The organism is Micromonospora sp. DT201 (assembly GCF_049841575.1).
Lineage (GTDB): Bacteria > Actinomycetota > Actinomycetes > Mycobacteriales > Micromonosporaceae > Micromonospora.
Map to the genome: position 1 here is coordinate 156311 of NZ_JBNCKP010000013.1, position 12811 is coordinate 169121.

13 protein-coding genes and 1 pseudogene are annotated in these 12811 nt (G+C 69.5%); 5 read left to right on the forward strand and 9 right to left on the reverse strand.

Features of this window, described 5'->3' with window-relative positions:
* Positions 1–409: 409 nt before the first annotated feature.
* Together ACLQ28_RS21340 and ACLQ28_RS21345 are read left to right on the forward strand one after the other, a co-directional pair.
* The gene (locus ACLQ28_RS21340; RefSeq protein WP_425688072.1) at positions 410–1207 is read left to right on the forward strand and encodes a class I SAM-dependent DNA methyltransferase; all 798 of its coding nucleotides are present in this window, start codon (positions 410–412) and stop codon (positions 1205–1207) included.
* A gap of 376 nt (positions 1208–1583) precedes the next feature.
* Positions 1584–2195: a histidine phosphatase family protein gene (locus ACLQ28_RS21345; RefSeq protein WP_425688030.1), complete on the forward strand. Its 612-nt coding sequence runs from the start codon at positions 1584–1586 to the stop codon at positions 2193–2195.
* Here ACLQ28_RS21345 and ACLQ28_RS21350 read toward each other — a convergent pair.
* The 3 genes and pseudogenes from ACLQ28_RS21350 to ACLQ28_RS21360 form a co-directional block, all read right to left on the reverse strand.
* Positions 2125–2631, reverse strand: coding sequence for an Lrp/AsnC family transcriptional regulator (locus tag ACLQ28_RS21350; protein WP_184187052.1), 507 nt, complete (start codon positions 2629–2631; stop codon positions 2125–2127). The two genes, ACLQ28_RS21345 and ACLQ28_RS21350, sit on opposite strands and share 71 nt — an antisense overlap.
* Positions 2632–2802: 171 nt before the next feature.
* Positions 2803–3945 (reverse strand): acyl-CoA dehydrogenase family protein, encoded by a 1143-nt coding sequence (locus ACLQ28_RS21355; RefSeq protein WP_425688031.1) that lies wholly within the window; start codon positions 3943–3945, stop codon positions 2803–2805.
* Positions 3942–5050, reverse strand: a pseudogene (locus ACLQ28_RS21360) (M24 family metallopeptidase). The gene ACLQ28_RS21355 and the pseudogene ACLQ28_RS21360 overlap by 4 nt, the downstream one beginning before the upstream one ends.
* A gap of 202 nt (positions 5051–5252) precedes the next feature.
* On the opposite strand from ACLQ28_RS21360, the gene ACLQ28_RS21365 reads away from it, so the two are divergent.
* Positions 5253–6620 (forward strand): glycosyl hydrolase family 18 protein, encoded by a 1368-nt coding sequence (locus tag ACLQ28_RS21365; RefSeq protein ID WP_425688032.1) that lies wholly within the window; start codon positions 5253–5255, stop codon positions 6618–6620.
* Positions 6621–6717: 97 nt separating this feature from the next.
* Here ACLQ28_RS21365 and ACLQ28_RS21370 read toward each other — a convergent pair whose 3' ends face one another.
* A complete protein-coding gene (locus ACLQ28_RS21370) occupies positions 6718–7605 on the reverse strand; it encodes a winged helix-turn-helix transcriptional regulator (protein ID WP_425688033.1) in 888 nt (295 codons plus the stop codon).
* 83 nt (positions 7606–7688) lie between these two features.
* On the opposite strand from ACLQ28_RS21370, the gene ACLQ28_RS21375 reads away from it, so the two are divergent.
* Positions 7689–8984, forward strand: coding sequence for an MFS transporter (locus ACLQ28_RS21375; RefSeq protein ID WP_425688034.1), 1296 nt, complete (start codon positions 7689–7691; stop codon positions 8982–8984).
* 134 nt (positions 8985–9118) lie between these two features.
* Complete coding sequence (locus tag ACLQ28_RS21380) at positions 9119–9682, forward strand: GNAT family N-acetyltransferase (protein ID WP_425688035.1); 564 nt, start codon at positions 9119–9121, stop codon at positions 9680–9682.
* Positions 9683–9859: 177 nt separating this feature from the next.
* On the opposite strand, the gene ACLQ28_RS21385 is transcribed toward ACLQ28_RS21380, so the two are convergent.
* Genes ACLQ28_RS21385 through ACLQ28_RS21405 form a run of 5 tightly spaced genes read right to left on the reverse strand, consistent with a single transcriptional unit; the run spans position 9860 to position 12637 of the window.
* Positions 9860–10297, reverse strand: coding sequence for a thioredoxin family protein (locus tag ACLQ28_RS21385; RefSeq protein ID WP_425688036.1), 438 nt, complete (start codon positions 10295–10297; stop codon positions 9860–9862).
* A 42-nt stretch (positions 10298–10339) separates the two neighbouring features.
* Positions 10340–10990, reverse strand: coding sequence for a hypothetical protein (locus tag ACLQ28_RS21390; RefSeq protein ID WP_425688037.1), 651 nt, complete (start codon positions 10988–10990; stop codon positions 10340–10342).
* A 14-nt stretch (positions 10991–11004) separates the two neighbouring features.
* Complete coding sequence (locus ACLQ28_RS21395; RefSeq protein WP_425688038.1) at positions 11005–11895, reverse strand: WXG100 family type VII secretion target; 891 nt, start codon at positions 11893–11895, stop codon at positions 11005–11007.
* On the reverse strand, positions 11892–12218 hold the full coding sequence (locus ACLQ28_RS21400) for a type VII secretion target (RefSeq protein ID WP_425688039.1): 327 nt from the start codon (positions 12216–12218) through the stop codon (positions 11892–11894). The genes ACLQ28_RS21395 and ACLQ28_RS21400 overlap by 4 nt, the downstream gene beginning before the upstream one ends.
* The gene (locus ACLQ28_RS21405) at positions 12215–12637 is read right to left on the reverse strand and encodes a hypothetical protein (RefSeq protein WP_425688040.1); all 423 of its coding nucleotides are present in this window, start codon (positions 12635–12637) and stop codon (positions 12215–12217) included. The genes ACLQ28_RS21400 and ACLQ28_RS21405 overlap by 4 nt, the downstream gene beginning before the upstream one ends.
* Positions 12638–12811: the final 174 nt, after the last annotated feature.

A 12811-nucleotide genomic window follows, 5' to 3' on the forward strand; every position in this document is an offset into this window, starting at 1 on the left:
CATGGGGTCCTTCCGGTAGATCAGATTCCGTCGCAAGAACCTGTCTACCGAGGGCCCCACGCCCTGTCTCCGAGCCTCCGTCATGGACGCGATTCCCGTGCATCCCGACCTGGGCCCGGGCCCTTGTGGAGATCACCTCAGTGGACACACGGGTAGGTTCGGATGCGGAGTTTCATAGAAGTTCAGCTATGAAGCGCTATTTCGGTAGGGCGTTCCTCACAGAGGCTTCCATTGACGTCGCCTTCAGTAAGGAAATACCATTAATTACAATCACTAAGCTTTTATTTGCGCGTCTCGTAGGCGAAATCATGAACGCTTCGTCAAGCGTACCTTATACGCTCACCGACACTTGGAAATCCGTCATGAATTGCGGTAATGGATCGTCGTCAGTCATCCGGGAGTGAAGAAGATGGGCCAGCTAACCGGGAATTCGATGCTGAACCGTTCGCCGGTGGCGATTTACGACAGCGTGGCCGAACAGTACGACCGAGAGAGGTCGACGGCAACGTACGAGCAGAGACTAGAAATCTATCGCACCCTGATGGATGAGCACGCACCCACCGCACGCCGCGTTCTCGACCTGGGTTGCGGGACCGGGACGTTCACGCGGCTGCTCGCCGACCGCGGGTTCGACGTCGTAGGCCTGGACGCCTCGCGCGAGATGTTGCGGATCGCTGTCGGGTCTGAGCGCCCGCAAGGGTCTGCTGCCGTGACGTTTGTCCATGGCGACTTCATCAAGCTACCCAACCTGGGACAGTTCGACGTGGCGCTCACCGTCGGCGAACCCTTTAACTACCTCAAAGACGAGGCGGAACTGGTCCACGTGCTCAGGAACGTGGCGGCCGTGCTGGATTCTCCCGGCCTGCTGATCTTCGACGTGCTTAGCCGCCGCTCCTTCACCCGCATGACAAAGGTCCCGCACGTGGAGGAGGTGGCCGGGGTCATCCGCGTCATCAAGGGCGAGGCGGAGGACGACGCCACGCACATCAACATCAGGGAACGTAGATTCTCGCCCCATGGTGACCTATGGAAACTCGTTACGAACGTCCACCGGCACACTCTGTTCGATTCCGACGCCATTCGACGATGTGCGAGCCAGGCCGGATATGCCGGCGTGCAGTTGTACGGAATCCGCCAGGGGCGCCTGCAGGACAGATTCGATGATGAGCTGCACGCCTGGTGCATCGCGGTCGCGTGGAAACAGTAAAGCATTTCCGGAAATCGGGAATGTCTGCACGTGGCAGCTGTGCACCGTGTCCAACGAGCGCTGGCGACGGAGGGAGGTGATTAACATGGAGATTCGATGGATTCCCCCGGATTGGCTAGACGAAGACGACGCCTGACAGTCATTTGGGGGGTTCCGCGGTGCGACGACACCCGCGGAGCCCCCCGAACCGCTGGACTCGAAACCCCACCAGCAACTTCAGTCACAGACACACCAGCACGAAGCGTCCGTCACGGGCTGCTGGCACTGTCACAACCAGCGACGAAGACGTCGAGGACGGCACGGCTCCAGCTACAGATACTGGGCTGAAAGCTACGGGCGATCCATGCCGAGCTGACCTCAGTGGTTAACTGGCCGCATGGGAGAGCTCCTGCTGATCCGGCACGGCGAGACCACCTGGAGCGCCAGCCTGCGGCACACCTCGTACACCGACCTGGAGCTGACCCCCGACGGCGAGCGACAGGCTTGCACCCTCGCCGCGTTCCTCGCCGGCCGGCGGTTCGCGACCGTGCTGAGCAGCCCGCGCTCCCGGGCGCTGCGCACCGCGCAACTGGCCGGGCTCACCGTCGACGCCGTCGACGAGGACCTCAGCGAGTGGAACTACGGCGAGTACGAGGGCCGCACCACCGTCGACATCCATGAGGACCAGCCGCACTGGAACATCTGGACCGACGGCTGCCCCGGCGGGGAGTCACCCGCGCAGGTGGGCGAACGACTCGACCGGGTGCTCGCCCGCGTGACCCCGCTGCTCGACCAGGGCACCGTCGCGCTGGTCGGCCACGCGCACAGCCTGCGGGTCCTCGGCGCGCGCTGGATCGGCCTGCCGCCGTCGGAAGGCGGGCGACTGCGCCTGGAAACCGCCACGGTCAGCGCGCTCGGTCACGAGCACGGCCGGCAGGTCATCCTGCGGTGGAACCAGCCGGCTCCTCCGGCACCCGGGACCGCGACCGACTCGGTGCCGCAGCACTGATCTTCGGCGGCCGATTCTCGTACGGGGTGGACAGCACCACGGTGGTCCGGGTCGTGACGTTCGCCGACGTGCGGATCTCCTGCAGCACCCGCTCCAGATCGGTCGGGCTGGCCACCCGCACCAGCAGCATGTAGAAGTCCTCCCCCGCCACCGAGTAGCAGGAGTCGATCTCGGGCAGGTGAGCCAGCCGCTCCGGCGCGTCGTCCGGCTGCGACGGGTCGAACGGGCGGATCGCCACGAACGCGGTCAACGGGAGGTCCAGCGCCTCGAACGACACCCGCGCGGCGTACCCCTTGATCACCCCGCGCTGCTCCAGCCGGCGCACCCGCTGGTGCACGGCGGACACCGACAGCCCCACCTTCTCGGCCAGGTCGGTGTACGACAGTCGGCCGTCGGCGGTCAGCGCGGCGACGATCGCGCGGTCGATCTCTTCCACGGCGTGCAACCTACCGGGAAAACGGCCCGACGGCGACGAGGTACCCGTCGACAGTGCTGGCGGCGCGGCACGGTGGACCCACCTGCGCCCGCCACCGTTCGCGACTGCGGGGCTCGCGAGCTCACTCCTCGCGCTCACCGCAGCCGCACCACCGGCGTCTCGTTGGCCTGCTCAGCCCTTCGCCAGAGCTCGGGAAATCACCATCCGCTGGATCTGGTTGGTGCCCTCCACGATCTGCAACACCTTCGCCTCACGCATGTACCGCTCCACCGGATGGTCGGCCACGTAGCCGGCACCACCGAGCACCTGCACCGCGTCGGTGGTCACCCGCATCGCCATGTCGGTGGCGAAGAGCTTCGCCTTGGCCGCCTCGATGGCATACGGCCGACCAGCGTCGCGTAGCCGAGCCGCGGCGAGGGTCAGCGCACGGGCTGCGGAGATCTGGGTGGCCGCGTCAGCGAGGATGAAGCCGAGCCCTTGGAAGTCGATGATCGACCTGCCGAACTGCTGCCGCTCCCGGGCATACCCGACGGCGTAGTCCAGGGCCGCCTGGGCCAGCCCGACAGCGCAGGCCGCGATGCCCAGGCGGCCCGAGTCCAGTGCGGACATCGCGATGGTGAAGCCCGCTCCCTCGCCGCCGATCAGCCGGTCGGCCGACACCCGCGCCTCGTCGAAGACGATCTGCGCCACCGGGGAGGCGCGCAGTCCCATCGTCCGCTCGGCCGTCTGCGGGGTGATGCCGGCTGTGCCCGCATCGGCGACCAGGCACGAGATCCCCTTCGGGCCGGGCCCTCCGGTGCGGCAGAAGACGTTGTAGAAGTCGGCCGTCCCAGCGTGGGTGATCCACGCTTTGGTGCCGGACACCAGGTACGCGTCGCCGTCACGAACCGCCCGGGTGCTCAGCGCCGCCGCGTCCGAGCCGCCCTGCGGCTCCGAGAGGCAATATGCGCCCAGCAGGTCACCGCCGAGCATGTCCGGCAGCAGCTTGCGCTGCTCGTCGCTGCCGAACGCGAACACCGGGTAACAGGACAGGGTGTGCACGCTGACCGCCTCGGCGACCGCGAGCCAGCGGCTGGCCAGGATCTCCAGCACCTGCAGGTACACCTCGTACGGCTGGGCCGCGCCGCCGTACTCCTCGGGGTAGGGCAGGCCGAGCAGGCCCGCGCGGCCCAGGGTACGCAGCACGCCGCGGGGGAATTCGGCGCGTTCCTCGAAGGCTGCGGCCTTCGGCGCGAGCTCGCGGTCGGCGAGCTCGGTGGCGAGACCCAGCAGGTCGTGGGCCTCGTCGGTGGGCAGGATCCGGTCGACAGTCATAGTGCGATGAGCTCCGTGGGGGTGGTGTTGAGCCGTTGCACGCCGTCCGTGGTGCAGACGACGATGTCCTCGATGCGGGCGCCGTGCCGGCCCGCCAGGTAGATGCCCGGTTCGATGGAGAACGCATCCCGGCTTCGAGCGTGCGGTCGTTGCCGGCCACCAGGTACGGCTCCTCGTGACCGTCGAGACCGATGCCGTGGCCGGTGCGGTGCAGGAACGCGGGCCCGTAGCCGGCGGCGGCGATCGGTGCCCGGGCCGCGGCGTCGGCCGCCGTGCCGGTGATGCCGGGTCGCACAGCGGCGACCGCGGCGCGTTGGGCGTCGTGCAGCACCGCGTAGTACTCCAGGAAGTCGGCCGGCGCCGGCCCACCCGCCACATAGGTGCGGGTGCAGTCCGAGCGGTAGCCCGATGCCATCGTGCCGCCGATGTCGACCACCACCGGCTCACCGGCGCCGATCGGCCGGTCGGAGGTGCCGTGGTGCGGGCTGGCCCCGTTCGGTCCGGCCGCCACGATGACGAAGTCGACGGTGACGTGCCCGGCGGCCCGGATCGCCGCGGCGATGTCGGTGGCGACCTCGGCCTCGGTGCGCCCGGGGCGCAGCCACCGCGCCATCTGCAGGTGCACCTCGTCGATCGCCGCTCCGGCCTCCGCGAGCGCCGCGACCTCCGCCGGGGACTTACGGATGCGCAGCTCGCGCAACACCTCCCCGGCGAGGCGTTGCGCGGTGCCGGGAAGGGCCGCGCGCAGCGCAAGGACCTGCTCGGCCCACATCCGGTCGGCCAGCCCGACCGCCGCGACCGGGCCGTCGAGGGCGGCGACGACCAGGGGGTACGGGTCGGAGCCGTCGACGTGGTCGACGATGCGTACCCCGGTTGCTGGTGCCGCCTCTGCCGCCGGGCGTTCCAGTTTGGGCACGATGAGGGTCGGCTCACCCACGGCTGGCAGCACCAGGCAGGTCAACCGTTCCCCCGCGTGGGCGTCGTACCCGGTCAGGTAGCGCAGGTCAGAGCCCGGCGTGAGCAGCAGGGCATCCAGACCGGCAGCGGCGGTGGCGCGCTGCGCGGCGATCAGCCGATCCGGCGGATACAGCTCGTCGATTCCCACCGCACCAGCTTAACGGTCGTTTGGGTAAACCCCTATATTGGCGCCGGCACCGCAGAAATTCATGGATGTTGATTGACGCGGACAGTTAACACTCTTTAAGATTTGGCTGCCTCGAGGCCCACCCATCCCTGCGTCCGCACCTCCCGCCCGCGACAACCCTGCGCGGGCGGGTGTCGTCCCCCCGCCCACGGGAAGGCCCCCGATGTCCTCACCACTACGCCGCGCCCTCGCCGCCGGCCTGCTCGCGCTGGCCACCGCTGGCGCCACCCTCACCGTCACGTCCACCGCCGCGCAGGCCGTGGTGCTACCGAACAACTTCAAGAGCGTCGGCTACATGCCCTCCTGGGCCGGCAACATCAACACCATCCAGTACAACAAGCTCACCCACATCAACTACGCCTTCATCCTGCCCAACAGCAACGGCACCCTGCAGGGGGTGGACGGGGCCCGGCTCTCCTCGCTGGTCTCGCAGGGGCACGCCAACAACGTCAAGGTCTCCATCGCCGTCGGCGGCTGGAACGACGGCAACGACTCGGCCTTCGAGGCGCTCGCCGCCAACGCCACCAGCCGCACCAACTTCGTCAACAACCTGGTCAACTTCGTCAACCAGTACAACCTGGACGGCGTCGACATGGACTGGGAATACCCCGACCCGGGCGCCTCGGCCAACAACTACACGGCGCTCATGACGCAGCTCAGCAGCGCCCTGCACAGTCGCGGCAAGCTGCTCACCGCCGCCGTGGTCTCCGAGGGCGGCAGCGTCCAGGGCGTACAGACGGCCGTGTTCAACCAGGTCGACTGGCTCAACATCATGGCGTACGACGGCGGTAGCCCGCACGCCAACTACGACTGGTCGATCAACAGCATCAACCTCTGGAAGGCCCGCGGCCTGCCCGCCAGCAAGGCCGTCCTCGGCATCCCGTTCTACAGCCGCCCCGGCTACTACACCTACTCGGCGCTGGTCGCGCTGGACCCGGCCAACGCCAACCGGGACTGCACCACCGCCGGCGGCGCGCAGCAGTGCTACAACGGCATCCCGACGGTCAAGCGCAAGACGCAGTGGGCACTGGCCAACGCTGGCGGCGTGATGAACTGGGAGCTGTCGCAGGACACCAGCGGCTCGACCTCGCTGCTCAGCGCCATGTACGACACCATCATGGGCGGCACCACCCCGCCGCCGACCGGTCGCACCGGCCAGATCACCGGGATCGGCGGCAAGTGTGTCGACGTGGCCGCGGCGAGCACCGCCAACGGCGCCGCCATCCAGCTCTACGCCTGCAACGGCACCAACGCGCAGACCTGGACCGTGGCCAGCGACAGCACGCTGCGCGCCCTCGGCAAGTGCGCCGACATCGCCAGCGGCTCCACCGCCAACGGCGCGAAGGTCCAGCTCTGGGAATGCAACGGCAGCGGCGCGCAGGTCTGGCAGGCCCAATCCAACGGCACGCTGCGCAACCCGCAGTCGAACAAATGCCTGGACGCCACCGACAACAGTTCCGCCGACGGCACCCGGCTGCAGATCTGGGACTGCTTCGCTGGCGCCAACCAGCGCTGGACGCTCCCGGCCTGACAGCGCCGCCCACAAGGTCCCCGGTCGACGCCCCGCGTCAGCCGGGGACCTTGGTTGGCGCGGGGCGTCAGCCGGGGACCTTGGTTGGCGCGGGGCGTCAGCCGGGGACCTTGGTGTGCTCGCGGACCAGGGCGAGCATCTCCTGCACCGAGCCGGCCGGGTCCGTGACCGGGAACTGCACGGCTCGCACCACCGCCGTGGGGTCGACCAGCAGCGTCAGCCGCTTGAACCGGGTGATCCCGCCGGCCCGGAAGGTGGGCAGCAGCAGCCCCGCGGCGAGCCGGCTGTCCTGGTCGGACAGGAGCGGGAACGGCAGCCCGGCGTACGCGGCGAAGTCGGCGAGTTGGTCGGGCCGCTGCGTGCTGACCCCCCACACCCGCGCCCCGGACGTCTGGAAGTCCGCGTACCGGTCGGCGTAGGTGGTCGACTCCAGGGTGCAGCCACGGGCGCCGGGAATGTCGGCCCAGCCCGGCGGGTAGCCCTGCGTCCCGGGCGCGTATGCCCCGGGGAACAAGTAGAGGACGCTCCACGTGCCGCCGTCCGTCAGCGTGACCGGCTGCCCGTCCGGCCCGGGCAGGACGACCTCGGGCAGTCGCCGCCCGATCAGGTCGTGGACCCGGCGCGCCTCGGCCGAGTCGGCGTCTGCGGTCGCGGTCAGCTCACCATCGCCCATCAGATGTCTCGTTCCCCAGTCCTGCAACGCGATCAGCACCGGCAGCAGCCCCTCGCCCTTCGTGGTCAGCAGGTAGTCGTAGCGCGGCGGGTGTCGGGAGTACGGCCGGCGCTCCAGCACACCATGCTCGACCAGGGCGGCGAGGCGTTCGGTCAGCGCTCGCCGGCTCACACCCAGCTCACGCTGCAGCGCGTCGAAGCGGGTCGTCCCACCGGCGACGTCGCGCACGATGAGGAACGTCCACCAGTCCCCCAGCACGCCGAGCGCCTGCGCGATACCGCAGTCCGCATCGGCAAGATCCTCTCGCCGCACCCGCTACCCCCGTTCGTCCCCGTCCCGACTATAGTCCGTTTCAGATCGGAACTCACTGGTTCGACGAACGGGGGGCCGACGACATGCGCGTCGACGAACGGGCCGGAGTGTTCTGGCGCTGGTGGACCGCCGGCACGACCAGCATGGTCGGGTCGGCGGTCGGCGCGGTGGCTCTGCCGCTGACCGCGCTCACCGTCCTCGACGCCTCCGCGTTCCAGATGGGTGTGATCGCCGCGGCCAGCTACGTCGCGTGGATCGTGATCGGGCTGCCCGCTGGCGTCATCGTGCAGCGTCTGCCGCTGCGCGGCGCCCAGGTGGGCGCCGACCTGGCCCGCGCGGTCGCCGTCGCGTCCATTCCGCTGGCCTGGTGGTGGGGCCACCTCACCGTCGCCCACCTGGTGGTCACCGCGCTCGTGGTCAGCTTCGCCAACGTGCTCTTCGACGTGGCCAACTCGACCTTCCTGCCCAGCATCGTGGACCGCGAGCAGTTGCAGTCGCGCAACAGCCTCACGTCGGCAACCCACGCCGCCACCCAGCTCAGCGGCCCTTCCTTCGGCGGGCTCGCCGTGCAGGCCCTGGGCGCGGTGCCCACCCTGCTCGTCGACTCGGCCAGCTACCTCGTCTCGGCGGCCCTACTGCGCACGCTGCCCGCCCGCCGCGACGACGCTCCGGACCGCTGGCCCCCGATCGGTGAGTTGATCCGGGAGGGCTGGCGCTTCGTCGTACGCCACCCGGTGATGGGGCCGAGCATGTGGGCCGCCACGGCGATGAACTTCGTCTGCGGCGCGCAGCATGCGCTCTTCCCGCTCTACCTGGTCCGCGAGCTGCACGCCCCGGCCGGCCTGGTCGGGGTGCTGATCGCCGTCGAGGGGGTCGGCGCGCTGGTCGGGGCCGCGCTCACCGCACGGATCACCGCACGGATCGGCAGCGCCCGCGCGCTGGTCATCGCCGGCTTCACCACGGTCGCCGGGGCGTTCCTGATCCCCTGGGGCACCGGCCTGCTGGCGTACGCCGCCTTCGCCGCCGGCAGCATCGTCTTCTCCCTCGGGACGGTGGTGCTCAGCGTGACCACCCGGACCTACCGGCAGATCGCCAGCCCACCCGACCTGCTCTCCCGGGTGATGGCCACCGTGCGGTTCGTCTCCTGGGGCGCAATCCCGGTCGGCGGGCTGGTCGCCGGCGCGCTCGCCGGCCCGCTCGGTGCCCGAGCCACCCTGTACATCTTCGCGGCGACGCTGGTGTGCGCGCCGCTGGTGCTGCTGCGCTCCCCCGTCCGGCACCTGCGCGACCTCACCGACCACGACCGGGACGAGGCCGGATCGGCAAGGCAGGCGACAACAGGACCGATCGACGAGATGGCAACACGAGCGCGGCGCTGAAACGACCTGCTGTCGTCGGCACCAGACAGATCGTCAGAGGCCGCGCGGTGGCGCTCGGAGGCGGTCAGCACGACGGGCACAGTTGCCGAGGAAAACCGTTGGGCTGCCCGACTTGCTTCAGACATGATCGACTCGTGGACACCTACCTGGAGACCGGGCGCCTGGCGTTGCGCCGCTTCACTGCCGATGACGCGGACCTGCTGATCGAGCTGGACAGCGACCCGGCGGTGATGCGCTACCTGACCGGCGGCAATCCGACCGCGCCGGAGATCGTCCGCGAGCGCTACCTCCCGAACATCCTCGCCGGCTACGAGAAGTGGGACGGCAACCTCGGACTATTCGCCGCGCACGAGAAAAACAGCGGCGCGTTCATCGGCTGGTTCATCCTGCGTCCCGAGCCGGAGGGCCCGCTGGACGAAGTCGAACTCGGCTACCGTCTGCGGCAGGCGGCTTGGGGCAACGGTTATGCCACCGAGGGCTCGCGGGCCTTGCTGGGCAAGGCGTTCACCGAGCTCGGTGTGCGCATGGTCTGGGCTGAGACGATGTCCGTGAACCGCGGTTCGCGCAACATCATGGAGAAGCTGAAGATGATGCTCGCGGACACCATCCCTACTCCATCCGACATGGAGATGGTCGAGGGCTCCGAGCATGGAGGCGTACGGTACGAGATCACCAAGGAGCAGTGGGAGCGGCAGTAGCCACGGTGCGAACGGCCGTTCTGCATCCACGGCGGTCGAGCCGAGGCGGAGTCCGGGCGGCGATCTGGCACGGCGCGGTTTCGTTCGGACACTGGTGTTGTATCCGAACGAAACCGCAACGCCGCCGGTCGTCGTCCGGACTCCGCCGCAGGCCGACCAGTTCTTATGAAACAGGCCCTATGAGCGGGACGCTGACACGAACGGAGATCCAGCCTCACCGGTCTCCATCATCTCGCTCATCCAGTCGTTGAGCTCCTCCTGCATATCGGCCTGAGCCACCTCGGTCACCGTCTCCGCCAGGTCGTCCGCCAGCATCGATCCCGCGAATCGCCGGGCCGGCAGGCCGTCGCGGTAGACGACGATGGTGGGCAGCGCCCGCAGATGATGCAGCTCGGCCAGGTCTTTCTGCTCGACGGCTTCGACCGTCCAGACCGGGCACTCCGGGTACTGAGCGACAAACTTGTCGAGTTCCGGCTGAAACTGCTGACACGCCGGGCTCCCGCTCCACCGGAAGACCAGTACGGCGACTCCCGACGCCAGGACGACGTTATGTTCACTGCTTGACAATGCTCGCATCACATCGCGACTGACGTCCGACAGAAGGCCCTGGTTCAAATTCGACGCGGGCCACGTTTCCGCAGGTGGCTGATCGACGGATCAGCCGGCGCGGGACGAAGCCATCCGCGACGCGGTTGCGGCGTCCGGCGGGCCAAGCACGATCCAGGAGCCGTCAGCGAAGAGCAGCGCCAGGCGCCCGATCGTGCCGCCGGGCAGCGCGTCGAGACGGGCCACCTGCTCGAGGCCCACCTGCCAGACCACCTCCAGCGGCACGTCGCGATCCGCCGGGCTGGGCCCCTGCCAGGCCGCCCGCACCTGGCGAGCCGCCGCCGACAGGCGGTCCCGGAGCCCGCCGCCGGGAGGCGGCTCCGTGACCGTCGGTCGAACGCCCTGCCGGCGCAGCACCAGCACACGACGGTTTGTCAGCGCCAGCACCTGGGCGACTCTGGGCTCGGGCAACTGCCCGTCAAGCTCGACGCCCAGCGAACCTGGCGGACCGCCGAGCACCCCGTTGCGGGCCGCCTGGTACCACTCGATCCCCGGCCCGGTGGAGGCTGTCACCCCAGCAGCATCCCAGGCCAGCCCTTCCGCCACCCGCAGCGGGTTCAACTCGGCACGGAACACCTCCCCGGCCGAACGGCGGCCCGGGACACGGGTGAACCAGCACGCCTCCCGCAGTGCCTCGCCCGGGGCCAACCGGGCCCCCACCTGACCGAGCAACTCCGCCCGGCGCGTTGCCAGCTCGTCCATCGACCCTCCCCGAGTCACGGCACCTGGTCGGCAGCCGGGTCCGTCCAGGAACTCACCGTACGCCGCCAGCGACTGCCGTCTCCGTCGTCACCGCCGCGCCGGTCCTCGTACTCGTCGGCGGAGGAGTTGATGACCATGTCACCGACCGACTCCAGCCCCTCGCCGACGATCGACCCGTCCAGCGGGGTCGCGAGCTTGATGCCCATCTTGAGCCAGTGCTTCGGTCCGTACATCTTGTTGATGGTCCATGCGGCGATCTTGCCGACGGTGCCCATCGCCTTGAGGGCCTCCATCATGGCCTTGTACGCCTCCAGCGCCCGGTGCAGCTGCGCCAGGATCCGGGTGGCCCGGCTGACCGCGACGCCGGTCTCGGCCGCCGAGGCGACCGCGGCGGCTGCCTCGGACGCACCGGCGGTGATGATCGCCAGTGCCTGGGCGGCGAGCCAGGTGATCACCAGCCACTCGACCAGCTCCCGGATGATGGTCCGGATGATCTCCTCGCAGTCGCGCAGGTCCATCGCGGTGTCGCCGAGGCTGTCAGCAGTCCGGGCCATCTCTCCGGCCGCCGCCTCCAACCCCTGCACCAGCGCGTCGATCCGCCGGGCGTACGCCTCAGCCGCCTGACCGGTCCACTCCGGACGCACCGCGTCCAGGCCCTGCCGCTCCTGCTCGGCGACCTGCCGCAGCTGCGTGGCGGCGTTGCGCCAGGCACCCGCGTGCGCGTCGAGCTGGTCGGGGTCGCCGACGCAGAGCTCCAGTAGTTGCAGTAGCGGCCAGACGAACGGGTAGAGCAGCGTGTCCAACCCGGTGTTGAGCGCCTCGGAGGCGGGGCTGGTCACCTGGTTGTAGGTGTCCCGGGCCTGCTGGAAGCCCTTGGCGACGTCGACGGCGTTCGGCTGGCTCATGACCGCTCCCGATACTGGCTCGCCAGGTGTTCGGCGTTGCCCGAGTCGGTGTACTCATATGCTTCGGCGTTGGCGCGCAACCCGTCGGCCAGGTCGTGCAGGTGCTGGACGAGCCCCTCCAGTGAGGTCACCTCGTCGGTCACCCAGCCGCGGTAACCGGCATCCAGGCCGGCCAGCTGGCCGATCACGCCGAAAAGGTTGCCCTGCGCAGTGGCCGACTCGACGGCACGGGCGGTCGATTCGGCAGCTCCTGCCGCAGCCTCCTGACCAGTGGCCGCCGCGCGCAGCGCCTCCGGCTGGACGGTGAAACCAGTGCCGCTCACGGGCGCCCGCCGAACTGTTCGTCGGCAGAGTCGAGCCGATCCTCGGCCTCACGGAACCGACCCTTGTCGATTGCCCGGTCGACCATCGCCCGCACGTCAACCGCCCCGTCAGTGGCTGGGCCGACCAGCTCTTGGACCGCCTCGGCCTGCCGCCGCCCGGCCTCGGCGGCGGCCTCGCGCTGAGTCGCCACGATGCGCTCCGCCAGCGCCTCCGGCCCCAGCCGCAACGCGGCGGTGCTCAGCGTGAGCCGGACCGGCATCCCCCCGGGCGCCACCACCGCGACGACGCCGTCCGGGGATTCGGCCTCGCCGTACAGTCGCTCGGGATCGTCGCCGAGCTCGGCCAGCCCAGCGAACCGCTCCCGCGTGTCCGCCACCAGGCGCCCGAACCAGGCCCGGGTCTCGTCACTCACACTCACCGTCGCCCTCCCCCGTCAGAATCGTACGAGCGACGAGCGTACCGATGCTTGTCCACCGGGTTGCTCCGCGGTGACGGCTCGGCCCGTACGGCGCCCGCCCGTACCGTGGTTTTCCCATTCGGGTGGCAGCCGGGGCCATAGCCTGGGTCGGGGAGCCCGCGCGAGCTTCCCGGC